Raw genomic sequence first — 23519 nt, 5'->3', positions numbered from 1 at the left:
GAAATTACCAACACTGAATAAATTCTTTTGCAAATAATACTATTCGCCAGGCAACGTCTTTATCTTATTACCTGTATGCTCAGCAGGTTATCCGTATATTTACGGTTGCGCCTCGCAGGGCGCTACGGGCGTTTATAGAATAGTCATGCAAAAAATCCGAATGTCCACCCAGCAGACAAATCAGCATATAATGCTGCCATTCCTCTTTTATACGTGTAAAAAACGCCAAAAGTGACACAACTCACACCGCTACGCGATTCTGTCGCGAAATCCCCCCTTACAACCCGGATTGGCTCTCATCTATATGACGTATTTATTTTACAACCAATTGAAAAACAATAAAAAAATCAGTAAAGAGAACAAAAGTAGCGTAACGAACAAAAAATAGCCTGACGCAGAGTATTTTATCGACCAAAAGCCTTTAAATAAAAATTTATAGCTAGTTGCCTCTTTTAATGCAGAGATATAATCTACGCACATCAAAACAGGCACCCAAAAACGCTGAATAACCGCGAATCTTTTGGCATTATCGACTTCATTTTCGAGGAGCATACCAATGTTCTCTGCGCAGTCCCGCTTGCGTCATGCGGTAGCAGACACCTTTGCGATGGTGGTGTACTGCACCGTTGTGAACATGATGATCGAAATTTTTCTCTCCGGAATGACTTTCCAGCAGTCGTTATCTTCGAGACTGGTGGCGATTCCGGTGAACATTATTATTGCCGTGCCTTACGGTTTTTATCGCGATTTCGCGATGCGCCAGGCGCGCCGCATTAGCCCGTCCGGCTGGATGAAGAATATTGCGGATGTGGTGGCCTATGTGACGTTCCAGTCGCCGGTATACGTCGCGATTCTGCTGGTTGTCGGCGCCGACTGGCATCAGATCGCCGCGGCGGTAAGTTCCAACATCGTGGTATCGATGATGATGGGCGCAGCGTACGGCTATTTCCTCGACTACTGCCGCCGCCTGTTTCGCGTCAGCCCCTATCAGCAGGCCAAAGCCTGAGTTGATACAAAAAAGCGACTGGTTCAGCCAGCCGCTTTTTGTCAGCTATACTGCGTTTCGCCAAACAGGCCACTCAGAAAACGCTCAAGCGCCATGCGCGAACTGAACCCGTGTGGAATACCATAATGCTGCTGAGCATCGCCCGCTAAATAGAGCGGGAACTGCTCGTAGTGATCGCAGGTTTTGATATCCGACGCGGGCTCCGCAAGCGTTGTGCTGCGCTCTTTTAAAGCCGGATGAATAATTAACGCGGTACGCCCCATACGAGCTTCACGGTTCACATAAACATAATTATCGCCACGGCGATAGCCGTACGCTTTTTGCGTCACAACATCCATGGTGAAGCCGGCTTTTTCAAGAACACGCGCCACCTCATCGGGTCTTAAATACATACTCATTCCTCATTATCTTTTACCGCACGTTAACCTTACCTTATTCATTAAAGGCAACGCTTTCGGAATATTCCATAAAGAGCTATTTACAGCATAATTCAAAATCTTGTCCTACACTTATAGACTCAATGGAATTAAGGGAGAAACCAATGGCCAACCGAGCAAACCGCAACAACGTAGAAGAGAGCGCTGAAGATATCCATAATGATGTCAGCCAATTAGCGGATACGCTGGAAGAGGTGCTGAAATCATGGGGCAGCGACGCCAAGGACGAAGCGGAGGCCGCGCGTAAAAAAGCGCAGGCGCTGCTGAAAGAGACCCGCGCGCGGCTTAACGGCAATAACCGCGTTCAGCAGGCGGCGTGCGATGCCATGGGCTGCGCAGACAGCTACGTGCGCGATAAACCGTGGCAAAGCGTTGGCGCCGCAGCTGCCGTTGGGGTATTTATTGGCGTATTGCTGAATTTACGTCGATAATAAAACAGCCAGACCCATGAAGATAACAAATACGCGTCTACCCCTGCACTGCAGGGGTTTTTGTTATCTCTGCGGGTAAAGCGCGACATAAAGCTTACGCACAGCCTGATTCGCCATTTCTGCCGACGTCAGGTTGGTGAAGCTCATTATCAGCCCCCCTTCTCCCCGAGTCTCCATCCGCCAGTCGCTCAGCGCCTGTACGGCCAGACCAGCCCGTCTGGCGCGCTGCGCCAGAGGCCGATCGTCTCCGGCGACCCTGACCACCATCTGGATCCCGCCCGCCTGAGGCACGACGGTGAATCCCTGCGCCCGCAGCGCCGACTCAAGCCACAGTCGGCGCTGGGCATAGCTGGCGCGCATTTTCTTCAGATGCCGCCAGAAGTGGCCTTCGCGAATAAAATCCGCCAGCGTCTGCTGCCACAGCGTCGGCACGCTACAGCACATCAGCGCGGCCTGTTCACGAAACGGCGCCACCAGCGGCTCAGGCACCACCAGCCAGGCCGCGCGTAATGCCGGGAACAAAGACTTGCTGAACGCCCCGGCATAGATGACCCGCTGCGGGGCGTCGAGGCTTTTCAGCGGCGGCAGCGGCTTACCGTGATAGCGGAATTCGCTATCGTAATCATCTTCGATAATCCACGCGTTATTCTGCGCCGCCCATAGCAGGAGCTGTCTGCGCCTGGCCAGCGATATCGCCACGCCGAGCGGGCTTTGATGAGCCGGGGTCAGCAGCGCGAAATGGGCACTCGGGTAATGCCGCTGCGCCCAGGGAATATCCATCCCGTCGTCGTCGACCGGAACGGGATTGATCGCCACCCCCTCGTCGTTCACTACCGGCCGGATCAGCGGAAACCCCGGATCTTCCATCCACATTTGCTGGCCAGGCCGCGCCAGCGTGCGCAAAATAAGGCGCATCGAGGCCGCGTAGCAACCGGTGATCAAGACCTGCTCAGGCCGACACTCAATGCTGCGCGACAGACGCAAATAATCGACGATCGCCCGGCGAAGCGTCGGTTCACCGCTGGGATCGCCTGGCGCGAGGTCAAAACGCGTTTGTGTACGCAGACGCCGACCCATCACGCGCGCCCAAAGGCCGCGTGGAAACAGATCCAGCGCGGGCAGCCCCAGCTGAAACGGCAGCGGCGCCGCGGGTTCATCGCCCTCGACGGGCTGAACGGGCGCGTTTTGCTGCGGCAGCAGCCGATCGCTGACAAAGGTCCCCGCCTGTCCGCGCCGCTCCAGCCATCCCTGCGCCACCAGATCTCCCCAGGCGTTCTCAATCGTCGCCCGCGACACGCCAAGCTCCTGAGCATAGACCCGACTTGCAGGCAGCCTGCTGCCCGGAGCCAGCTCGCCGCGCTCAATCGCCTGCTTAAGCTGTCGGGCAATGCGCTGGTAGTGCGGAATTTTTTTACCGTCCATCATGGTCTGCTTTTTTCATCGCAATATGGCTATCTTATGCAGTCCATTATAGTGCTATTTTCCTCGCGTCTTAATGAGGAGAGTAAAATGAACACACTACGTCAGCCGTACAATGAACTGAGCCCGGAAGTCTATAACGCCCTGGTTCAGGCCAAAATTGCGCTGGAAAAAAGCGAGCTGGATGGCGCGCTGATCGAGCTGGTGTATTTGCGGGTATCGCAAATCAACGGCTGCGCCTTCTGCCTGGAGATGCACAGCAAAGCCCTGCGTAAATCCGGCGTCGCGCAAAACAAGCTGGACGCGCTGGCAGGCTGGCGGGTGAGCGCCCATTTCAGCGATGCGGAACGCGCGGCGCTGGCGTGGGCGGAATCGGTGACCCATATCGCCGAAAGTCATGCGGAAGACGCCGTTTATCAGCCGCTGCTGGACCATTTCAGCGCCCGCCAGATCAGCGATCTGACCTTCGCCATCAGCCTGATGAACGCCTTTAATCGTCTGGCGGTGAGTATGCGCCTGTAATTTCACGGCAAGAAATCCCGCCCCCCGCCGGATCCTCCCGCGGGGGCTAACCTTTACAAAAACCATATATATTGAGTTGTTGAACTTTTAAATAACTACATCTAGTATTTCCTTCAACGATAACCCATAGCACGCGACGTCAATTTTTACGTCGTACTGTTATCTTAAATGGAAATACGAATCATGCGCATTACTATTTACACTAAAAACGACTGCGTGCAATGCCATGCCACTAAACGGGCCATGGAAACCCGCGGGTTTGAATTCGACATGATCAACATCGACCATCACCCTGAAGCCGTCGATATGCTGCGCGAGCAGGGTTTCCGTCAGCTGCCGGTGGTGATTGCCGGAGAGACCCGCTGGTCCGGCTTCCGTCCCGATATGATCAATCGCCTGCGCCCGACAGCGTCAGCGGCCAGCGTATGAGCCTGATCGTCTACTTCTCCAGCAGTTCCGAAAATACGCACCGGTTCGTCCAGCGTCTGGAGCTGCCCGCCGTGCGTATACCGCTTAACGAACGCGAGCGCATCCAGGTAGACGAACCCTACATTCTTATCGTCCCCAGCTATGGCGGCGGCGGCACGGCGGGCGCGGTCCCCCGGCAGGCGATCCGTTTCCTCAACGATCCGCATAACCGCCAGCTCATTCGCGGCGTCATCGCCGCGGGCAATCGTAATTTTGGCGAGGCCTACGGCCGGGCAGGCGACGTCATCAAGCAGAAATGCGGCGTACCGTATCTCTATCGCTTTGAGCTGATGGGCACCCCGCAAGATGTCGACAACGTGCGTAAAGGAGTAAGCGAATTTTGGCAACGACAACCGCAGAACGTATAACCACCGAGGCGCCGGATTTCCACGCCCTCAACGCGATGCTGAATCTCTACGACAGCAACGGCCGCATTCCGTTTGACAAAGACCATCAGGCGGTAGCGGCGTTTATGGCCAACCACGTTGAGCCGAATACCGTGCCCTTTACCAGCCAGGACGACAAGCTGACGTGGCTGGTCGCCGAAGGCTATTACGACGCCAGGGTGCTGGCCCGCTACGATCGCTCGTTTATTCTTGCGCTGTTCGCGTACGCTCAGGGCTACGGTTTTCGCTTCCAGACGTTTCTCGGCGCATGGAAGTTCTATACCAGCTACGCGCTGAAAACCTTCGATGGTAAGCGCTACCTTGAAGGCTTTGGCGACCGCACCTGCATGGTGGCCCTGGCCCTGGCGCAGGGTAACGAGGCGCTGGCCCGGCAGCTAACCGATGAGATCCTCTCCGGACGCTTTCAGCCCGCCACGCCGACGTTCCTCAACGCGGGTAAACAACAGCGCGGCGAGCTGGTCTCCTGCTTTCTGCTGCGCATCGAAGACAATATGGAATCCATTGGCCGGGCGGTGAACTCGGCGCTGCAGCTATCCAAGCGCGGCGGCGGCGTGGCGTTTCTGCTCTCCAATCTTCGCGAAGCCGGGGCGCCCATCAAGCGCATCGAGAATCAGTCCTCCGGCGTGGTGCCGGTGATGAAAATGCTGGAAGACGCCTTCTCTTACGCCAACCAGCTCGGCGCGCGCCAGGGGGCCGGCGCGGTCTATCTGCACGCCCATCATCCCGATATCCTGCGTTTCCTTGATACCAAACGCGAGAACGCCGATGAAAAAATCCGCATTAAAACGCTCTCGCTCGGGGTGGTGATTCCGGATATCACCTTTCAGCTAGCGAAAGAAGATGCGCAGATGGCGCTATTCTCGCCCTACGACGTCGAGCGCCTGTACGGTAAACCGTTCGGCGATATCGCGGTAAGCGAAATGTATGCACAACTGGTGGCCGACGCGCGGGTCAGCAAGCGCTGGATCCGCGCCCGCGATCTGTTCCAGCGGCTGGCGGAAATTCAGTTTGAATCCGGCTATCCGTACATCATGTTTGAAGACACGGTTAATCGCGCGAACCCGATTGCCGGGCGCATCAATATGAGCAACCTGTGCTCGGAGATCCTGCAGGTTAACGCGCCTTCTACCTTTGACGAAAACCTGGATTACGCCAGCATCGGCCAGGATATCTCCTGCAACCTCGGCTCGCTGAATATCGCCCATACTATGGACTCTCCTGATTTCGCCCGCACGGTTGAGGTCGCGGTGCGCGGTCTGACCGCGGTGTCCGAAATGAGCGATATCCGTTCGGTACCGTCGGTCGCGGCGGGCAATGCCGCCTCGCACGCCATCGGCCTTGGGCAGATGAATCTGCACGGCTATCTGGCGCGCGAAGGTATTGCCTACGGCAGCGAAGCGGGGCTGGATTTCACCAATTTCTATTTCTATACCATCACCTGGCACGCGCTGCGTACCTCGATGCTGATAGCGCGGGAAAAAGGCACGCGTTTTGCCGGATTCGAGCAGTCGCGGTACGCCAGCGGTGATTATTTCCGCCCCTACCTGGAAGGCGACTGGCAGCCGAAAACGGCGAAAGTCCGCGCGCTGTTTGCCCGTGCCGGTATTGTCCTGCCCGACCGCGATATGTGGCGGCAGCTGCGCGATGACGTGATGCGCTACGGCATTTATAACCGCAACCTGCAGGCGGTGCCGCCGACGGGCTCTATTTCGTACATCAACCACGCGACCTCCAGCATCCATCCGATCGTGTCGAAGATAGAGATCCGCAAGGAGGGGAAAACCGGACGCGTTTACTATCCGGCGCCGTTTATGACCAACGACAACCTGGCGCTGTATCAGGACGCTTACGAAATCGGCCCGCAGAAGATCATCGACACCTACGCCGAGGCGACGCGCCATGTCGATCAGGGGCTGTCGCTGACCCTATTCTTCCCCGATACCGCCACCACGCGCGATATCAATAAAGCGCAAATCTACGCGTGGAAGAAAGGCATCAAAACGCTCTATTACATCCGTCTGCGCCAGCTGGCGCTGGAAGGTACCGAAATCGAAGGCTGCGTGTCCTGCGCGCTGTAAGGAGAACAGGATGACCCATTTATCGCGCATCAGCGCCATCAACTGGAACAAAATTGAAGATGATAAGGATCTGGAGGTCTGGAATCGGCTGACCAGCAACTTCTGGCTGCCGGAGAAGGTGCCGCTGTCTAACGATATCCCCGCCTGGCAAACGCTCACCCCGGCGGAACAGCAGCTAACGATTCGCGTCTTCACCGGCCTGACGCTGCTCGATACCATCCAGAATACCGTTGGCGCCCCGGCGCTGATGGCCGACGCCCTCACCCCGCATGAGGAAGCGGTGCTGTCGAACGTCAGCTTTATGGAGGCGGTGCACGCCCGCTCCTACAGCTCCATTTTCTCGACGCTCTGCCAGACCAAAGACGTCGATGCCGCCTATGCCTGGAGCGAACAAAACGCGCCGCTGCAGCGCAAAGCGCAGCTGATGCTGGAGTACTATCAGGCAGATGAACCGCTGAAGAAAAAAATCGCCAGCGTCTTTCTCGAATCGTTCCTCTTCTACTCCGGCTTCTGGCTGCCGATGTACTTCTCCAGCCGGGGGAAGATGACCAACACCGCCGATCTGATTCGCCTGATCATCCGCGATGAAGCGGTACACGGTTATTACATTGGCTACAAATTCCAGAAAGGGCTGGAAATAGTCAGCGCCGAGAAGCGCGAGGAGATGAAAAACTTCGCCCTCGACCTGTTGATGGATCTGTATGATAACGAACTGGCCTACACCCGCGAACTGTACGCCGATAGCGGCTGGATTGAGGAGGTCAACGCCTTTCTCTGCTACAACGCCAATAAGGCGCTGATGAACCTCGGCTACGAGGCGCTGTTCCCGGCGGAAATGGCCGCCGTCAATCCGGCGATCCTCGCCGCGCTTTCGCCGAATGCCGACGAAAACCACGACTTCTTTTCCGGTTCAGGTTCATCGTATGTGATGGGAAAAGCGGAAGAAACCGTCGACGGCGATTGGGACTTTTAGCCTTACTTTCACCAGGAATATATCAGCATATTTCCTGGTGATTTATTTCACATTATTTGTTTTCGCCTCACTCAATATCTTTCGGTCATCACCGTGTCATATTCAACAGCATGCCCTCGATTTTCGCCTGAATTAACGCAACATAACTAAAAAATATCGACCATAAGTCATTCGCGCTCAGCCCTTATATCACGGGGGATGCACCGGAATTCTCCCTTGCGCATTTCCCTGGCAACGCCACATAAAGGGTTGTCACAGATTCTCAGTATGTTAGGGTGTAAAAAAGCAATTATCATCACCGGGTACCGTATCGATATTAATAAATAACAGGAAACACTCTATTGCATGGCAATTAAATTAGAAATCAAGAATCTCTATAAGATATTTGGCGAGCACCCGCAGCGGGCTTTCAAATATATCGATAAAGGACTATCGAAAGAACAAATACTGGAAAAGACGGGGTTATCGCTTGGCGTAAAGAACGCCAGTCTGACCATTGAAGAAGGCGAGATATTCGTCATCATGGGGCTCTCCGGATCGGGGAAATCTACCTTGGTTCGCCTTCTCAATCGCCTGATTGAACCCACCCGTGGCCAGGTCCTGATCGACGGCGTCGATATCGCTAAAATCTCTGACGCCGAGCTCCGCGAGGTGCGCAGAAAAAAAATTGCGATGGTTTTTCAATCCTTTGCGCTTATGCCGCATATGACCGTGCTCGACAACGCCGCTTTCGGCATGGAGCTGGCCGGCGTGCCGACTCAGGAACGCCAGGAGAAAGCGCTGGAGGCGCTGCACCAGGTCGGCCTGGAAAACTATGCTCATGCATACCCGGACGAACTCTCCGGCGGCATGCGCCAGCGCGTTGGTCTCGCCCGCGCGCTGGCGATTAATCCCGATATTCTGTTAATGGATGAAGCCTTCTCCGCGCTCGACCCGTTAATTCGTACCGAGATGCAGGATGAGCTCACTAAATTACAGGCCAGACATCAGCGTACCGTGGTCTTTATTTCCCACGATCTTGATGAAGCCATGCGTATTGGCGATCGGATTGCCATTATGCAAAATGGTGAAGTGGTTCAGGTCGGCACGCCGGATGAAATACTCAATAATCCGGCCAATGATTATGTCCGAACCTTCTTCCGCGGCGTCGATATTAGCCAGGTGTTCAGCGCCAAAGATATTGCCCGCCGTAGCCCGGTGGGGCTGATTCGCAAAACGCCCGGCTTTGGCCCGCGTTCCGCGCTGAAATTGCTGCAGGATGAAGACCGCGAATATGGCTACGTCATTGAACGCGGGAATAAGTTTGTTGGCATTGTCTCCATTGATTCCCTGAAAGCCGCGCTAAGCGAAGGTCAGGGAATTGATGCGGCGTTAATCGACTCACCGCAGGCGGTGGATGCGCAAACGCCGCTCAGCGAGCTGCTCTCTCACGTCGGCCATGCACCGTGCGCGGTGCCGGTTGTCGACGAGGGGCACCAGTACATCGGCATCATTTCCAAACGGATGCTGCTGCAGGCTTTAGATCGCGAGGGGGCAAACAATGGCTGATCAATCTAACCCGTGGGACACCGCACCGGCGGCGGATAGCGCAGCGCAATCCGCCGATGCCTGGGGCACCTCTACGCCGGCGCCGACCGATGGCGGAGGTGCCGACTGGCTGAGCAGCGCGCCCGCGCCGCAGCCGGAACACTTCAATATTATGGACCCGTTCCATAAAACGCTGATCCCACTCGACAGCTGGGTCACGCACGGTATCGACTGGGTCGTGATGCATTTTCGTCCGGTATTCCAGGGAATACGCGTACCGGTGGATTACATCCTGAGCGCCTTCCAGCAGCTGCTGCTGGGTATGCCGGCGCCGGTGGCGATTATTATTTTCTCGCTGATTGCCTGGCAGATTTCCAGCGTCGGCATGGGCGCGGCGACGCTGATTTCGCTGATCGCTATCGGCGCTATCGGCGCCTGGTCGCAGGCGATGGTGACCCTGGCGCTGGTGCTGACCGCGCTGCTGTTTTGTATGCTGATCGGCCTGCCGCTTGGGATATGGCTGGCGCGGAGCCCGCGGGCGGCGAAAATTATCCGTCCGCTGCTCGACGCGATGCAGACCACGCCGGCGTTTGTCTATCTGGTGCCCATTGTGATGCTGTTCGGTATCGGCAACGTTCCGGGCGTGGTGGTCACCATTATCTTCGCCCTGCCGCCGATTGTTCGTCTGACCATTCTGGGGATTAACCAGGTGCCGGCGGATCTGATTGAAGCGTCGCGCTCCTTCGGCGCCAGCCCGCGTCAGCTGTTGTTTAAGGTTCAGCTACCGCTGGCCATGCCGACGATTATGGCCGGGGTCAACCAGACGCTGATGCTGGCCCTGTCGATGGTGGTCATCGCCTCAATGATTGCCGTTGGCGGTCTCGGCCAGATGGTACTGCGCGGCATCGGTCGCCTTGATATGGGCCTGGCCACCGTTGGCGGCGTCGGGATTGTTATCCTCGCCATTATTCTTGACCGTCTGACTCAGGCCGTAGGACGGGACTCACGCAGCCGCGGCAACCGCCGCTGGTATGCAACCGGCCCACTGGGGCTGATAACTCGCCCTTTCTGTAAATAAGAGCCCATCCCCCCGGCAGCCGGGGGGATAGACTTCCCTTCTGATAAGTAAAAGGAACAACGATGCGACATACAGCGATCCTTGCCACAGCGTTAACCGCCCTCATTTCCACCACCGCCTTCGCGGCGGATCTGCCTGGCAAAGGCATTACCGTTAAGCCGATTCAGAGCACCATTTCGGAAGAGACCTTCCAGACCCTGCTGGTCAGCCGCGCGCTGGAGAAACTCGGTTATACCGTCGATAAGCCGAGCGAAGTGGATTACAACGTTGGCTATACTTCGCTCGCCTCCGGCGACGCCACTTTTACCGCCGTCAACTGGCAGCCCCTGCACGACGATATGTACGCTGCCGCCGGCGGGGATAAAAAGTTCTACCGCGAAGGCGTGTTTGTGAACGGTGCGGCGCAGGGCTATCTGATTGATAAGAAAACGGCCGAGCAGTACCACATTAAATCTATCGATCAGTTAAAAGACCCGAAAATCGCCAAACTGTTTGACACCAACGGCGACGGTAAAGCCGACCTGACCGGCTGCACCCCGGGCTGGGGCTGTGAAGCGGTGATCAACCATCAGCTTGATGCCTATGGCCTGAATAATACCGTCACCCACAATCAGGGTAACTATGCCGCCATGATGGCCGACACCATTGCCCGTTATAAAGAGGGCAAGCCGGTCATCTACTACACCTGGACACCTTACTGGGTCAGCGATGTGCTGAAGCCGGGTAAAGACGTCGTCTGGCTGCAGGTGCCATTCTCCTCCCTGCCGGGTGTGCAAAAAAACATCGACACGAAGCTCTCTAATGGCGCCAACTACGGCTTCCCGGTCAGCACCATGCATATCGTCGCCAATAAGGCCTGGGCCGAGAAAAACCCGGCGGCGGCGAAGCTGTTTAGCATCATGAAGCTGCCGATTGCCGACATCAACGCCGAGAATGCCATGATGCACGAGGGACATGGTTCAGAAGCAGATATCCAAGGCCACGTCGACGGCTGGATCAAAGCCCACCAGCAGCAGTTTGACGGCTGGGTGAACGAAGCGCTGGCCGCGCAGAAATAGTCTCCCACTTTATAGCCAATTCCCGGAGGCGATGCTACGCATCTGCCCGGGCTACAAAAGCCGTAGCCCGGGCAAGGCGCTTTGCGCCGCCCCCGGGGAAGACCGCATCCTGCACAACACGACATCTCCTGTTCTAAATGATGGATTGATATGCAAATAAACTGCATAACTTTAGCCATCAACGTTTTCGTTACTGTTAAGCCGCACCGCTCTCTGCTAAGGTAAATCCACCTGTTTAATCATGTGATTTTCACGTGAGTTATCAATAAGCAATTCCTATGGAAAATCCTGACGCATTGACGCACTCTCCTCCCGCTGACGCGGCCACGCTGGCTGAAGGCCTGAAAGACAGCCTGCCGATCGTCATCAGCTATATCCCCGTGGCCTTCGCCTTCGGCCTCAACGCCACTAAGCTCGGCTTCACTCCGCTGGAAAGTCTGTTCTTCTCCTGCATTATTTACGCGGGCGCCAGCCAGTTCGTGATCACCGCGATGCTGGCGGCGGGAAGCTCGCTGTGGGTCGCCGCGCTCACCGTCATGGCGATGGACGTTCGCCACGTTCTCTACGGCCCTTCCCTGCGCAGCCGCATCCAGCGCGCGCTGAGCAAGAAAAAAACCGCGGTATGGGCATTCGGCCTGACCGATGAGGTCTTTGCCGCCGCCACTGCTAAACTGGTACGCGACAATCGACGCTGGAGCGAAAACTGGATGATCGGTATCGCTTTGATGTCCTGGGCGTCATGGGTCTTCGGTACGCTGATCGGCGCTTATTCGGGCAGCGGCCTGCTGACCGACTTTCCGGCGGTGGAAGCGGCGCTGGGCTTTATGCTTCCCGCGCTGTTTATGAGCTTTTTGCTGGCTTCTTTCCAGCGCAAGCAGTCGCTTAGCGTAACCGCCGCGCTGGCAGGGGCGCTGGGGGGGATCATCCTGTTTTCCATTCCCGCCGCCATCCTTGCCGGGATCGTCTGCGGCTGTCTGACCGCGCTGGTGCAGGCCAGCATTGAGGGGATGCCCGATGAACAGTGATGTTTTAATTATCGGCGTCGTGGTCGGCTGCGTAAATTATCTGTTCCGCTATCTGCCGCTGCGCCTGCGCGCCGGGAACGCGCGTCCGACGCGTCGCGGGCCGGTCAGCGTGCTGCTGGACACCATCGGCATCGCCTCTATTTGCGCGCTGCTGGTGGTCTCCAGCGTACCGGAAATTCTCCACGATGCCCGCCGCCTGCTGCCCACGCTGGCTGGCTTCGCCGTGCTGGGCCTGGCTTTCTGGAAAACGCGCAGCATTATTTTGCCTACACTATTAAGCGCCCTAACCTACGGTGTTGTCTGGAAAATCGGCACATGGCTATAAGCTTAAAGTATCAATTTCTGTCAATAATTCATTTGATTTATTTGTCACAATAGTTATTATATCGACTGTAATTAATGAGGTCATAACCAAAATGGATAGTTCGTTTACTCCCATTGAGCAAATGCTCAAGTTCCGCGCCAGCCGTCACGAAGACTTTCCTTTTCAGGAGATTCTGCTCACCCGTCTTTGCATGCATATGCAGGGAAAATTGCTGGAAAACCGCAACAAGATGCTGAAAGCGCAAGGGATTAACGAGACATTGTTTATGGCGCTGATCACGCTCGAGTCTCAGGAAAACCACAGCATTCAGCCTTCCGAGCTGAGCTGCGCGCTGGGCTCTTCGCGTACCAACGCCACGCGCATTGCCGACGAGCTGGAAAAACGCGGCTGGATTGAGCGCCGCGAAAGCGATAACGATCGTCGCTGCCTGCATTTACAGCTTACCGAAAAGGGGCATCAGTTCCTGCGCGAAGTGTTACCCCCGCAGCACAACTGCCTGCATCAACTCTGGTCTTCTTTAAGCACCAGCGAAAAAGATCAGCTCGAGCACATCACCCGTAAGCTGCTTGGTCGCCTTGACCAAATGGAAGAGGATGGCGTGCTTGCGGAGTCTCTGCGCTAAGCGCGGAACCAACCGCTCAACAATTTTTCTGGATTGACAAGGAAAACGGACAGGCCAGCAGATCTTCTGCTGGCCTTTCTGATAAACAGGTCGGCTCAGCCGATGTGAAATAATAAGATCGTGGAGAATAACATGAGCGCAAATGCGGAGAGCCAAACCCCGCAGCAACCGGGCAGCAAAAAAGGGAAACGTAAAGGCGCCCTCTTGCTGCTGACCTTGCTCTTTATTATTGTTGCCGTGGCATACGGGATTTATTGGTTTTTGGTACTGCGTCACTTCGAAGAGACCGACGACGCGTACGTGGCAGGGAATCAGGTACAAATTATGGCGCAGGTGTCCGGCAGCGTGACGAAAGTCTGGGCCGACAACACCGACTACGTGCAAAAAGGCGATCCGCTGGTCACCCTCGACCAGACCGATGCCCAGCAGGCGTTTGAAAAAGCGCAAACCCAGCTGGCCGCCAGCGTACGTCAAACGCGCCAGCAGATGATCAACAGCAAGCAGCTGCAGGCCAGCATCGACGTGAAAAAAACCGCGCTTTCCCAGGCGCAGACCGACCTTAACCGTCGTATTCCGCTGGGGGCCGCCAACCTGATTGGCCGCGAAGAGCTGCAGCACGCGCGCGACACGGTTGCCAGCGCGCAGGCCGAACTGGACGTGGCGATTCAGCAATATAACGCCAATCAGGCGATCGTTCTGGGCACGAAGCTGGAACAGCAGCCTGCGGTACTGCAAGCGGCCACCGAAGTGCGTAACGCCTGGCTGGCCCTGCAGCGGACGAAAATCGTCAGCCCGATTAGCGGCTACGTTTCTCGTCGCTCCGTACAGCCCGGCGCGCAAATCAGCAGCACCACCCCGCTGATGGCCGTCGTGCCGGCGACCAACCTGTGGATTGACGCCAACTTTAAAGAAACCCAGCTGGCGCACATGCGTATCGGTCAACCGGCCACCGTGATCAGCGATATTTACGGTGACGATGTGAAATACACCGGTAAAGTGGTCGGCCTCGATATGGGCACCGGTAGCGCCTTCTCGCTGCTGCCCGCGCAGAACGCCACCGGCAACTGGATCAAAGTGGTTCAGCGCCTGCCGGTACGTATCGAGCTGGATGAAAAACAGCTGGCAGAGCACCCGCTGCGCATCGGCCTTTCGACCCTGGTTGAGGTGAACACCACCGACCGCGGCGGCGAGATGCTGGCAAGCCAGGTGCGCAGCTCTCCGGTTTACGAAAGTAATGCCCGCGAAATCGGCCTTGAGCCGGTCAATAAGCTGATAAACGACATCATCCAGGCCAACGCCGGATAATTCGGGGTGAGCGTAATGCAACAGCAAAAACCGCTGGAAGGCGCGCAGCTGGTCATTATGACCATTGCGCTGTCGCTCGCGACCTTTATGCAGGTGCTGGACTCCACCATCGCCAACGTGGCCATCCCCACCATCGCCGGTAACCTTGGCTCATCGTTGAGCCAGGGGACCTGGGTTATCACCTCGTTTGGGGTGGCGAACGCTATCTCCATTCCGATTACCGGCTGGCTGGCAAAACGCGTAGGTGAAGTGAAGCTGTTCCTCTGGTCGACGGTGGCGTTCGCCATCGCCTCCTGGGCCTGCGGCATGTCCAACAGCCTGACGATGCTGATTTTCTTCCGCGTGATTCAGGGGATCGTCGCCGGTCCGCTGATCCCGCTGTCGCAAAGTCTGCTGCTCAGCAACTATCCGCCCGCCAAGCGCTCTATCGCCCTGGCGCTGTGGTCAATGACGGTGATCGTCGCGCCGATTTGCGGCCCCATCCTCGGCGGATATATCAGCGACAACTACCACTGGGGCTGGATCTTCTTTATCAACGTGCCGATTGGCATCGCCGTGGTGGTCATGACGCTACAGACCCTGCGCAACCGCGAAACCCGCACCGAGCAGCGGCGGATTGACGGCGTTGGCCTGGCGCTGCTGATTATTGGTATCGGTAGCCTGCAGGTGATGCTCGACCGGGGTAAAGAGCTGGACTGGTTCGCCTCAAACGAGATCATCATCCTGACCATTGTCGCAGTGGTGGCGATAAGCTTCCTGATCGTCTGGGAGCTAACCGACGACAACCCGATAGTCGACCTGTCGCTCTTTAAGTCGCGAAACTTCACCATCGGCTGCCTGTGTATCAGCCTCGCCTATATGCTCTACTTCGGCGCTATCGTGCTGTTGCCGCAGCTACTGCAGGAGGTATACGGCTATACCGCCACCTGGGCCGGTCTGGCCTCGGCCCCGGTCGGGGTGATCCCGGTTATCCTGTCGCCGATTATCGGCCGCTTCGCGCACAAGCTGGATATGCGTCGGCTGGTCACCTTTAGCTTTATTATGTACGCAGTCTGTTTCTACTGGCGCGCGTGGACCTTCGAACCGGGTATGGACTTCGGCGCCTCGGCGTGGCCACAGTTTATCCAGGGCTTCGCGGTGGCCTGCTTCTTTATGCCGCTGACGACCATTACGCTGTCCGGCCTGCCGCCGGAACGGCTGGCGGCGGCATCGAGCCTGTCGAACTTCACGCGTACCCTGGCGGGCTCCATCGGCACCTCGATTACCACCACCATGTGGACGAACCGCGAGGCGCTGCACCATGCTCAGCTTACCGAATCGGTGACGCCGTATAATCCCAACGCCCAGCAGATGTACGATCAGCTGCAGGGATTAGGGATGACGCAACAGCAGGCGTCCGGCTGGATAGCGCAGCAGATAACCAACCAGGGGCTGATTATCTCCGCCAACGAAATTTTCTGGTTCTCGGCGGCGATATTTATCCTTCTGCTCGGGCTGGTGTGGTTTGCCAGGCCGCCGTTTAGCGCCGGGGGCGGCGGCGGCGGCGCGCACTAAGGTTTGACCTGAAGGGATCTGCGGATCCCTTTTTTATTGCCCAAAACGCAGGTTGTCCGGTTTACGCTAGTTGATGTCCAGTTCGCTGGAGATACCTTTTCGCCTTGTCATGCACGATGAAGATCCGCTAAGAAGGAGAAAATCATGCTGACTCAACCCGGTGAAAAATACCGTCCCTATCCGCCGATTGCCCTGCCCGACCGCCGCTGGCCGGAGCAAAAAATAGCCCGCGCCCCCCGCTGGCTCTCCACCGACCTGCGCGACGGCAACCAGGCGCTGGCCGAGCCGATGGACAGCGCGCGCAAGCTGCAGTTCTGGGACTTGCTGCTGGAGTGCGGATTTAAAGAGATCGAGGTGGCGTTTCCCTCGGCTTCGCAAACCGATTTCAACTTTGTGCGTCAACTGATTGAAGAACGGCGTATCCCGCAGGATGTGACGATTCAGGTGTTGACCCAGGCGCGGGAAGATTTAATCCTCAGGACCTTCGAATCGCTGCGCGATGCCCACCGCGCCACCGTTCACCTCTATAACGCCACCGCTCCGCTGTTCCGCGAGCTGGTTTTTGGAATGAACAAAGCGCAGGTGGTCGAGCTGGCGACCCGCGCCACCCGGCTTATCCGCCAGCAGTGCGAACAGCAGCCGCAGACCCGCTGGCAATACGAGTATTCCCCGGAAACCTTCTGCTTCACCGAGCCGGAATTCGCGCTGGAGATTTGCGAAGCGGTGGCGGAAATCTGGCAACCCTGCGCCGAACGGCCGATGATTATCAATCTGCCCGCGACGGTAGAAGTGAGCACGCCTAACGTTTATGCCGATCAAATTGAGTATTTTTGTCGTCACTTCTCGCGCCGCGCCGATGTGTGCATCAGCGTCCATCCGCATAACGACCGGGGAACCGGCGTCGCCAGCGCGGAGCTGGCGGTGATGGCCGGCGCCGACCGCGTCGAAGGCTGCCTGTTCGGCAACGGCGAACGCACCGGTAACGTCTGTCTGGTGACGCTGGCGATGAATCTCTACAGCCAGGGCGTCGATCCCCGGCTCAGCTTCTCCGAAATGAACCGGGTGGTCGAAATTGTCGAAAGCTGCAACCAGATCCCGGTTCATCCGCGCCACCCGTGGGCAGGAAGCCTCGCCTATACCGCCTTTTCCGGCTCGCATCAGGATGCGATCAAAAAAGGGTTCGATGCCCGCCGGCCCGGCGATCGCTGGGAAATGCCCTATCTGCCCATCGACCCGCAGGATATCGGCTGTAGCTACGAAGCGGTGATCCGCGTCAACAGCCAGTCCGGCAAAAGCGGCAGCGCGTGGCTGATTGAGCAGAATCATGGCCTGAAGCTGCCGCGCGCGCTGCAGCAGGATTTTAGCCTGCACGTTCAGCACGAAACCGATACGCATGGTAAAGAGATGACCCAGAACGCGCTGTGGCAGCTGTTTCGCGCCCGCTACGGACTTCTGCCCCAGCCGCCGCTTGCGCTGCTGGATTACCAAAGCGATAGCCAGCAGGACGGCCAGCTTTCTCTGCAGGCGACCCTGCGCATCGCCGGTGAAACGCGACGACTACAGAGCCGCGGCAACGGCCTGCTGTCCGCCGCCGCCAGCGGGCTGAGCGGCCTGTTAAAGCAACACATCGTGATTAAAGATTATCATGAACACACCCTCGGCGAACGTAGCGACAGCCGTTCAGTGGCCTATATTCGCTGCGTCTTCCCGAATGGCGACAGCCGCTGGGGGGTAGGAATTGATAGCGACGTGGCGCGCGCCTCGCTGCAGGCGTTGTGCAATGCGATGAGCGCAGGCCATTACGCCGGCGAGCGGAAGTAGTCGCTGGGGGCCACGCCTATCACCCGGCGAAACATGGCGCTGAAAGCGCTATGGCTACCGTAGCCGAGATCCAGCGCCACCCGCAGTACCGAATGTCCCTGTGCCAGGCGAACCAGCGCTTCCATCAGCTTCGCCCGGCGCACCCACTCGCTCCAGGTGAGCGAGGTCTGCTGCTGAAAATGACGATTCAGCGTGCGCTCGCTCATGCTGCTCTCCTTCGCCGCCTCGGCGCTGCTCCAGGGTTCGCCGGGCGCTTCTCTTACCTTCTGGCATAAACGGCGCAGCGCTTCGCTTTGCGGCTCCGGCAGGCCAAACGGCAGCACCGCCATGCCGCGAATTTCATCGAGGATCAGTTCGTAAATGCGTTCATCGCGGCTGCCCGGCGCGTAGGATTCCGCCAGCGTCAGCGACGCGACGATCAGTTCACGCAGCAGCGGAGTCACCTGGACTATCTGGCAGGATGAGGGGAGATCGGCCCGGGCAAGGGGATCGATAAACAGGGTTCGCGCGGCCGCGACGCCGGTCACCCGTAGGGTATGCGGCGTACCGGCGGGCAGCCAGACGCCACGCCCCGGCGGCACAACCCAATAACCCTGCGCGGTTTCCACCCGCACCACGCCGCTGAGGATATGCAGCAGCTGGGCGCAATCGTGCTGATGCCAGGGTTCGCTATCGCCATGGGCGTAATCATGGGCAAAAGGCACCAGCGAACGGTGTTGAAAATTGAAGGTTAAAGTCGTCGACATCGCGGCGTCAGGGAGTAGCGGCCCGACGCGGTTCGCCGGGCCGTGGCAGAAGCACTAGATGTGCAGTTCTTGCAGTTTTTCTTTCGGCAGCGCCAGCTCATCGTTGCTGTTGACGCGGACATCGCGCTCAATAATATGGCGAGCGATTTCCTGAGCTTCCTCCAGCGAGTGCATGGTGTAGGTTCCGCACTGATAAACGTTCAGCTCCGGGATCTGATTCTGATCTTTCACCTTCAGCACGTCGGCCATCGCCGCTTTCCAGGCATCCGCGACGCGCTGCTCGTCCGGCGTACCGATCAGGCTCATATAGAACCCGGTGCGGCAGCCCATCGGAGAGATGTCGATAATTTCCACACCATTGCCGTTCAGGTGATCGCGCATGAAGCCGGCAAACAGGTGCTCAAGGGTGTGAATGCCTCTTTCCGGCATCACTTCCTGGTTTGGCACGCAGAATCGCAGATCGAAAACGGTGATTTCATCGCCGTGAGGCGTGTTCATTTTCTTCGCGACACGCACCGCAGGCGCTTCCATTCGGGTATGGTCGACTGTGAAACTATCTAACAACGGCATTCTTCACCTCCGATAGTGATTTTTTTTAAAATAAAATGAACTCTTTTTGAGGCCGCGAGTCTGAGTATATGAAAGACGCGCATTTATTATCATCATCATCCCTGAATCAGAGATGAAAGTTTGGCCACAGTGATGTGGCCGTTTTCTTTTTTACGGCTCGTAAAACTACGCGTGCCTCGCCAGTAGCGCTTCAAACGGCTCGCTATCCGCCGCCTCCACCTTCTTCTGACGCTGTACCGATGCTTCACGCTCGGCGACAAAATCCGCTTCGCTTAAAATTTCCAGCGGCTCTTCGCGCAGCATCGTCCGATACCGATCGGCCAGCTCTCTGCCGGTACCGCCAATCCCCTCTTCAAGCATAGAACGCAGAATGCGCGCCGAGAAGGTTAATTCCGGGTTATCGAAGCAGGCGACCAGCTCATCGCAGACCTGCTGATAGGCCTGGCATCCGTGGATGCTATCCAGCGTTTGCGCCACGCGGCGTAAATCGCGGAACAGATCTTTGCCGACCTGAGCCAGCGGGAACTGAGCGGTTTCGCAGCCAATACCCAGCGTCAGGCCCGGCTTACGGCCTTCCAGAATCACCCGATTCCAGTTGGTGCGCGTGCACAGCAGCTCGTCGCTGCTCATCTCCGGCGCATCGGCCAGCACGCACCAGACCATAAACAGATCGAGGAAACGCACCTGCTGCTCATCAACGCCAATCGGTGAGAACGGATTGATATCCAGGGAGCGAACTTCAATGTACTCAATACCGCCGCGCAGCAGCGCGTCGGAAGGCGTTTCGCCGCTGCGGGTCACGCGTTTCGGGCGAATCGGCGCGTACAGCTCGTTTTCGATCTGCAGCACGTTGCTGTTGATTTGCAGACGCTTACCGTCTTTCTCCAGCCCGATATTTTCATACTCTTCGGAAGGCGTTTTAATCGCCCGCTTCAATCCTGCCACATACTCGTAGAGATCGTTAAACGTAATTCCGAGATTGCTTTGCGATTTATTGGTATAGCCCAGATCGCTCAGACGCAACGAGGTCGCATACGGCAGGTAGTACATGCCGTTGCCGGCTTTCTCAAACGGCAGCGCCGTCGGTTTGCCCTGCAGGAACGATGAGCAGATCGCCGGAGAGGCGCCGAACAGGTATGGAATCACCCAACCAAAACGGTAATAGTTGCGAATGGAGCGGAAATAGCCCGCGGAAATCGCCTCTTTACCGCTTTCAGCATCCTCAACGCCGCACTTAGCCTGCCAGAAAGCCATCGGCAGCGAGAAGTTATAGTGCACGCCGGAGATGGTTTGCATCAGCGCGCCGTAGCGATTTTTCAGCCCTTCGCGATACAGCGTTTTCAGGCGGCCGATATTAGAGGTACCGTACTGCGCCAGTTCAATATCCTGGCCGGGCGCGATATAGCAAGGCATGCTCAGCGGCCACATCCGCTCGTCGCCAATATGGCGTGCGGTATAGCGATGAACATCGCGCATGAGGGTGAGCATATGCTGGATATCGCCATCAACCGGCGTAATAAATTCCAGCAAAGCTTCGGCAAAATCGGTGGTAATCCATTTATGAGTCAGCGCTGAACCCAGTGCCTGCGGATGACCGGTAGTGGCCAGCGTGCCGTCAGCGTTGACGCGCAGCGTTTCGCGTTCAAGACCACGTTGAATACCCTGCAGCGCCTGCGGATTTTTTTCCAGCCAGGCCAGCGCCTGTGATACGTCCGGGATCAATTTGACCTCCCGCCTGTCGAAATCGTTTGAATTAGCATAATTGTAATGGTTGAACCGTCAGTCCAATTAGTGCCACCACGTCATGCCCTGAAGCGTTATCGCCGCAATGACGATATAGCGTAATGCTTTGCCAAGGCATAAAAAAAAGAGCACTGGTCCCCAGGAAATGCGCATCCATCCCGCCAGTAAACACAGCAAATCGCCTATAACAGGCGCCCAGCTTAATAATAGCGTGACCGCGCCGTAACGCCTCAGCCAGCCGGTCGCCTTCTCCTGCCAGCGCGATGTTTTGCGCAGCGGAAACAGGCGCCCCAGAATAACGTTAGTTACCCCTCCAAGGCTATTACCGATTATTGCTATTAAAACCAGTAACCACGGCTGACTCCCCCCCGCCAGGAGCATGGCGATCAACACCACTTCCGAGTTACCGGGAAGCAGCGTGGCGCTTAAAAAGCTGCTGGCAAACAGCGATATCAGCGACAGCGCGTCGCTCACAACAATCGCACGTCCACGGCATCCATTCCGGCGCGCTTCGCCGCCTGCAGACCGAAGTCCGCATCTTCAAAGACCACGCATTTTTCCGCCGCAACGCCCATGCGCTCAGCGCAGAGTAAGAAAGTATCAGGAGCGGGTTTATGGTTGGCGACATGATCGGCGGCAACCACCGCCGAGAAGTAGTGACGCAGGCCCAGATGGGCCAGCAGCGCTTCAGCAACGGCGCTCTCGCTGCCGGTACCGACTGACATCGGACGACGACCGTGCCACTCTTTAACCACTTCAATCAGCGGCAGAGGACGGACGCTATCAAGCAGCATCGCTTTCACCGCGTCCGTCTTTTCCCGCGCCAGAAGGTGAGGATCTAAATCAGCCTGGTTTAATTCGATAATGGCCTGAGCAATCCGCCAGGTTGGAGAGCCGTTAAGCGCGACCATAGCCTGCATATCAAAACGCATACCGTAACGTCCGAGAACCTCGTTCCATGCCTTACGATGCGTCGGCTCGGTATCGAGGATCGTGCCATCCATATCAAAAATCAGTCCTGCATAACGTTCGTACATCGTCTTCTCACCAACCGGTTAAGGAGGTCTTACTGTAACGCAAAAGGTCAGGTTTGTCGCTGCCAGCGGCAGATGCGACAAGGGCGCTCGAAGGCGCCCTTGTCGATACAGATGCAATCTGATGCGTTTATTTGATTCTTAAATCGTTCTCCACCACGCGAACGCCCTGCACTTTTCGCGTCACTTCTACCGCACGTTTAGCGCTTTCGGCGGATGAGACAAAGCCGCTCAGCTGTACACGACCTTTAAAGGTCTGGACGCTAATTTCCGAAGACTTAATCTCTTTATCATTGAAGAGCGCGGTTTTGACTTTGGTGGTCACGACGGTATCGTCAATGTACCCACCAGTACTTTCCTTTGTGGACGAACCTGCGCAGCCCGCCAGCGATACGGCGACCAGAAGCGTCGCGCAAAACGCAGATATTGCTTTGAACCATTTCATGGATTTCTCTCCTTGCACTTATCTCACCCAAAATCAGATCGATATACAGGAATAAATTATAGTGGAAAGAGGGAGTTGCCAATGAAAAAAGTGCTGAAGAATAAGGTGAATGATTGCGCTTAAGGGGTTTTGAGGCAAAGAGAGTGGCTGGCGATTATCTCGCAGACCGTGAAACAACAGCGTGGCTGCTATCTCGGAGAAGATGGTGCATCCGGGAGGATGACTCACTGGGTTCGCCCTTCGGGCCGTTGCTGAAGCAACGTTATCCTCCCTGGTGCTGGCGATTATCTCGCAGACCATGGAACAACAGCGTAGCTGCTATCTCGGAGAAGATGGTGCATCCGGGAGGATTCGAACCTCCGACCGCTCGGTTCGTAGCCGAGTACTCTATCCAGCTGAGCTACGGATGCATCGGGAAACTTGCTTTACTGCCGATATTGATACCGCTGCTAAAGCCGTATCAAGTAAGAGATGATGCATCCGGGAGGATGACTCACTCGGTTCGCCCTTCGGGCCGTTGCTGAAGCAACGTTATCCTCCCCGGCGCTGGCGATTATTTCGCAGACCGTGAAACAACAGCGTGGCTGCTATCCTGGAGAAGATGGTGCATCCGGGAGGATTCGAACCTCCGACCGCTCGGTTCGTAGCCGAGTACTCTATCCAGCTGAGCTACGGATGCATCGGGAAACTTGCTTTACTGCCGATATTGATACCGCTGCTAAAGCCGTATCAAGTAAGAGATGGTGCATCCGGAAGGATGACTCACTCGGTTCGCCCTTCGGGCCGTTGCTGAAGCAACGTTATCCTCCCTGGTGCTGGCGATTATCTCGCAGACCGTGAAACAACAGCGTAGCTGCTATCTCGGAGAAGATGGTGCATCCGGGAGGATTCGAACCTCCGACCGCTCGGTTCGTAGCCGAGTACT

24 protein-coding genes and 2 tRNA genes are annotated in these 23519 nt (G+C 56.7%); 16 read left to right on the top strand and 10 right to left on the bottom strand.

Annotated elements, in window-relative coordinates:
• Positions 1-556: 556 nt before the first annotated feature.
• On the top strand, positions 557-1006 hold the full coding sequence (gene alaE, locus ABLV30_RS22585) for an L-alanine exporter AlaE (RefSeq protein ID WP_014839290.1): 450 nt from the start codon (positions 557-559) through the stop codon (positions 1004-1006).
• 41 nt (positions 1007-1047) lie between these two features.
• On the opposite strand, the gene ABLV30_RS22580 is transcribed toward alaE, so the two are convergent.
• Positions 1048-1398: a DUF2002 family protein gene (locus ABLV30_RS22580; protein WP_004123942.1), complete on the bottom strand. Its 351-nt coding sequence runs from the start codon at positions 1396-1398 to the stop codon at positions 1048-1050.
• 149 nt (positions 1399-1547) lie between these two features.
• Here ABLV30_RS22580 and ABLV30_RS22575 point away from each other — a divergent pair, with 149 nt between their 5' ends.
• Complete coding sequence (locus tag ABLV30_RS22575) at positions 1548-1874, top strand: DUF883 family protein (RefSeq protein ID WP_004123945.1); 327 nt, start codon at positions 1548-1550, stop codon at positions 1872-1874.
• A 63-nt stretch (positions 1875-1937) separates the two neighbouring features.
• Here ABLV30_RS22575 and ABLV30_RS22570 read toward each other — a convergent pair whose 3' ends face one another.
• The gene (locus ABLV30_RS22570; RefSeq protein ID WP_224293170.1) at positions 1938-3296 is read right to left on the bottom strand and encodes a PLP-dependent aminotransferase family protein; all 1359 of its coding nucleotides are present in this window, start codon (positions 3294-3296) and stop codon (positions 1938-1940) included.
• Positions 3297-3383: 87 nt separating this feature from the next.
• On the opposite strand from ABLV30_RS22570, the gene ABLV30_RS22565 reads away from it, so the two are divergent.
• The 14 genes from ABLV30_RS22565 to leuA all read left to right on the top strand — a co-directional run bounded on the left by ABLV30_RS22565 (position 3384) and on the right by leuA (position 18056).
• Positions 3384-3815: a carboxymuconolactone decarboxylase family protein gene (locus ABLV30_RS22565; RefSeq protein WP_004853446.1), complete on the top strand. Its 432-nt coding sequence runs from the start codon at positions 3384-3386 to the stop codon at positions 3813-3815.
• Positions 3816-3998: 183 nt separating this feature from the next.
• A complete protein-coding gene (gene nrdH, locus ABLV30_RS22560) occupies positions 3999-4244 on the top strand; it encodes a glutaredoxin-like protein NrdH (protein WP_004853449.1) in 246 nt (81 codons plus the stop codon).
• A complete protein-coding gene (nrdI, locus tag ABLV30_RS22555; RefSeq protein WP_014226496.1) occupies positions 4241-4651 on the top strand; it encodes a class Ib ribonucleoside-diphosphate reductase assembly flavoprotein NrdI in 411 nt (136 codons plus the stop codon). Before nrdH ends, nrdI begins: the two co-directional genes overlap by 4 nt.
• Entirely contained in the window at positions 4624-6768 is a 2145-nt protein-coding gene (gene nrdE, locus ABLV30_RS22550; RefSeq protein WP_042945896.1) for a class 1b ribonucleoside-diphosphate reductase subunit alpha, read from the top strand. Before nrdI ends, nrdE begins: the two co-directional genes overlap by 28 nt.
• Before the next feature lie 10 nt (positions 6769-6778).
• Complete coding sequence (gene nrdF, locus ABLV30_RS22545) at positions 6779-7741, top strand: class 1b ribonucleoside-diphosphate reductase subunit beta (protein ID WP_014226498.1); 963 nt, start codon at positions 6779-6781, stop codon at positions 7739-7741.
• Between the two features lie 345 nt (positions 7742-8086).
• On the top strand, positions 8087-9289 hold the full coding sequence (gene proV / locus ABLV30_RS22540) for a glycine betaine/L-proline ABC transporter ATP-binding protein ProV (protein WP_348865676.1): 1203 nt from the start codon (positions 8087-8089) through the stop codon (positions 9287-9289).
• Positions 9282-10346 (top strand): glycine betaine/L-proline ABC transporter permease ProW, encoded by a 1065-nt coding sequence (gene proW, locus ABLV30_RS22535; protein ID WP_004853456.1) that lies wholly within the window; start codon positions 9282-9284, stop codon positions 10344-10346. Before proV ends, proW begins: the two co-directional genes overlap by 8 nt.
• Positions 10347-10408: 62 nt before the next feature.
• Positions 10409-11404 (top strand): glycine betaine/L-proline ABC transporter substrate-binding protein ProX, encoded by a 996-nt coding sequence (gene proX, locus ABLV30_RS22530; protein ID WP_014226500.1) that lies wholly within the window; start codon positions 10409-10411, stop codon positions 11402-11404.
• A gap of 278 nt (positions 11405-11682) precedes the next feature.
• Positions 11683-12429 carry an AzlC family ABC transporter permease gene (locus ABLV30_RS22525; protein WP_014226501.1) on the top strand — a complete coding sequence of 249 codons (747 nt, stop codon included), beginning with the start codon at positions 11683-11685 and terminating at the stop codon, positions 12427-12429.
• On the top strand, positions 12419-12754 hold the full coding sequence (ygaH, locus tag ABLV30_RS22520) for an L-valine transporter subunit YgaH (protein ID WP_009652550.1): 336 nt from the start codon (positions 12419-12421) through the stop codon (positions 12752-12754). Before ABLV30_RS22525 ends, ygaH begins: the two co-directional genes overlap by 11 nt.
• Before the next feature lie 91 nt (positions 12755-12845).
• Positions 12846-13376: a transcriptional repressor MprA gene (mprA, locus tag ABLV30_RS22515; RefSeq protein ID WP_004104785.1), complete on the top strand. Its 531-nt coding sequence runs from the start codon at positions 12846-12848 to the stop codon at positions 13374-13376.
• Between the two features lie 132 nt (positions 13377-13508).
• Positions 13509-14681: a multidrug efflux MFS transporter periplasmic adaptor subunit EmrA gene (gene emrA, locus ABLV30_RS22510; protein ID WP_004853464.1), complete on the top strand. Its 1173-nt coding sequence runs from the start codon at positions 13509-13511 to the stop codon at positions 14679-14681.
• 15 nt (positions 14682-14696) lie between these two features.
• Positions 14697-16235 (top strand): multidrug efflux MFS transporter permease subunit EmrB, encoded by a 1539-nt coding sequence (emrB, locus tag ABLV30_RS22505; protein ID WP_004123984.1) that lies wholly within the window; start codon positions 14697-14699, stop codon positions 16233-16235.
• Between the two features lie 144 nt (positions 16236-16379).
• Complete coding sequence (gene leuA / locus ABLV30_RS22500) at positions 16380-18056, top strand: 2-isopropylmalate synthase (protein WP_064375305.1); 1677 nt, start codon at positions 16380-16382, stop codon at positions 18054-18056.
• Here the strand turns inward: leuA and ABLV30_RS22495 are convergent.
• From ABLV30_RS22495 to ABLV30_RS22460, 8 genes are all read right to left on the bottom strand, one after another.
• On the bottom strand, positions 18035-18802 hold the full coding sequence (locus ABLV30_RS22495) for a helix-turn-helix transcriptional regulator (protein ID WP_014839297.1): 768 nt from the start codon (positions 18800-18802) through the stop codon (positions 18035-18037). The genes leuA and ABLV30_RS22495 overlap by 22 nt on opposite strands.
• Positions 18803-18856: 54 nt before the next feature.
• Positions 18857-19372: an S-ribosylhomocysteine lyase gene (luxS, locus tag ABLV30_RS22490; protein ID WP_004104795.1), complete on the bottom strand. Its 516-nt coding sequence runs from the start codon at positions 19370-19372 to the stop codon at positions 18857-18859.
• Between the two features lie 165 nt (positions 19373-19537).
• A complete protein-coding gene (gene gshA / locus ABLV30_RS22485; RefSeq protein WP_025107290.1) occupies positions 19538-21094 on the bottom strand; it encodes a glutamate--cysteine ligase in 1557 nt (518 codons plus the stop codon).
• A gap of 66 nt (positions 21095-21160) precedes the next feature.
• Positions 21161-21589, bottom strand: coding sequence for a YqaA family protein (locus ABLV30_RS22480; RefSeq protein WP_265800401.1), 429 nt, complete (start codon positions 21587-21589; stop codon positions 21161-21163).
• Complete coding sequence (yqaB, locus tag ABLV30_RS22475) at positions 21586-22152, bottom strand: fructose-1-phosphate/6-phosphogluconate phosphatase (protein ID WP_014226508.1); 567 nt, start codon at positions 22150-22152, stop codon at positions 21586-21588. Before yqaB ends, ABLV30_RS22480 begins: the two co-directional genes overlap by 4 nt.
• A 127-nt stretch (positions 22153-22279) precedes the next feature.
• Positions 22280-22594: a BON domain-containing protein gene (locus ABLV30_RS22470; RefSeq protein ID WP_004853477.1), complete on the bottom strand. Its 315-nt coding sequence runs from the start codon at positions 22592-22594 to the stop codon at positions 22280-22282.
• A 333-nt stretch (positions 22595-22927) separates the two neighbouring features.
• Positions 22928-23004, bottom strand: a tRNA-Arg gene (locus ABLV30_RS22465).
• A 192-nt stretch (positions 23005-23196) separates the two neighbouring features.
• Positions 23197-23273 (bottom strand) — tRNA-Arg (locus tag ABLV30_RS22460).
• Between the last annotated feature and the right edge of the window lie 246 nt (positions 23274-23519).

Source organism: Klebsiella sp. CN_Kp113 (assembly GCF_040064585.1).
Lineage (GTDB): Bacteria > Pseudomonadota > Gammaproteobacteria > Enterobacterales > Enterobacteriaceae > Klebsiella > Klebsiella michiganensis.
The sequence above is the reverse complement of the archived record's forward strand: the minus strand, read 5'-3'. Positions and strand labels throughout refer to the sequence as shown.

Excerpts from the sequence above, each read along its gene's own strand:
- alaE (WP_014839290.1), top strand. The coding sequence starts at position 557 with ATGTTCTCTGCGCAGTCCCGCTTGCGTCATGCGGTAGCAGACACCTTT.
- ABLV30_RS22580 (WP_004123942.1), bottom strand. The coding sequence starts at position 1,398 with ATGTATTTAAGACCCGATGAGGTGGCGCGTGTTCTTGAAAAAGCCGGC.
- ABLV30_RS22575 (WP_004123945.1), top strand. The coding sequence starts at position 1,548 with ATGGCCAACCGAGCAAACCGCAACAACGTAGAAGAGAGCGCTGAAGAT.
- ABLV30_RS22570 (WP_224293170.1), bottom strand. The coding sequence starts at position 3,296 with ATGGACGGTAAAAAAATTCCGCACTACCAGCGCATTGCCCGACAGCTT.
- ABLV30_RS22565 (WP_004853446.1), top strand. The coding sequence starts at position 3,384 with ATGAACACACTACGTCAGCCGTACAATGAACTGAGCCCGGAAGTCTAT.
- nrdH (WP_004853449.1), top strand. The coding sequence starts at position 3,999 with ATGCGCATTACTATTTACACTAAAAACGACTGCGTGCAATGCCATGCC.
- nrdI (WP_014226496.1), top strand. The coding sequence starts at position 4,241 with ATGAGCCTGATCGTCTACTTCTCCAGCAGTTCCGAAAATACGCACCGG.
- nrdF (WP_014226498.1), top strand. The coding sequence starts at position 6,779 with ATGACCCATTTATCGCGCATCAGCGCCATCAACTGGAACAAAATTGAA.
- proV (WP_348865676.1), top strand. The coding sequence starts at position 8,087 with ATGGCAATTAAATTAGAAATCAAGAATCTCTATAAGATATTTGGCGAG.
- proW (WP_004853456.1), top strand. The coding sequence starts at position 9,282 with ATGGCTGATCAATCTAACCCGTGGGACACCGCACCGGCGGCGGATAGC.
- proX (WP_014226500.1), top strand. The coding sequence starts at position 10,409 with ATGCGACATACAGCGATCCTTGCCACAGCGTTAACCGCCCTCATTTCC.
- ABLV30_RS22525 (WP_014226501.1), top strand. The coding sequence starts at position 11,683 with ATGGAAAATCCTGACGCATTGACGCACTCTCCTCCCGCTGACGCGGCC.
- ygaH (WP_009652550.1), top strand. The coding sequence starts at position 12,419 with ATGAACAGTGATGTTTTAATTATCGGCGTCGTGGTCGGCTGCGTAAAT.
- mprA (WP_004104785.1), top strand. The coding sequence starts at position 12,846 with ATGGATAGTTCGTTTACTCCCATTGAGCAAATGCTCAAGTTCCGCGCC.
- emrA (WP_004853464.1), top strand. The coding sequence starts at position 13,509 with ATGAGCGCAAATGCGGAGAGCCAAACCCCGCAGCAACCGGGCAGCAAA.
- emrB (WP_004123984.1), top strand. The coding sequence starts at position 14,697 with ATGCAACAGCAAAAACCGCTGGAAGGCGCGCAGCTGGTCATTATGACC.
- leuA (WP_064375305.1), top strand. The coding sequence starts at position 16,380 with ATGCTGACTCAACCCGGTGAAAAATACCGTCCCTATCCGCCGATTGCC.
- ABLV30_RS22495 (WP_014839297.1), bottom strand. The coding sequence starts at position 18,802 with ATGTCGACGACTTTAACCTTCAATTTTCAACACCGTTCGCTGGTGCCT.
- luxS (WP_004104795.1), bottom strand. The coding sequence starts at position 19,372 with ATGCCGTTGTTAGATAGTTTCACAGTCGACCATACCCGAATGGAAGCG.
- yqaB (WP_014226508.1), bottom strand. The coding sequence starts at position 22,152 with ATGTACGAACGTTATGCAGGACTGATTTTTGATATGGATGGCACGATC.
- ABLV30_RS22470 (WP_004853477.1), bottom strand. The coding sequence starts at position 22,594 with ATGAAATGGTTCAAAGCAATATCTGCGTTTTGCGCGACGCTTCTGGTC.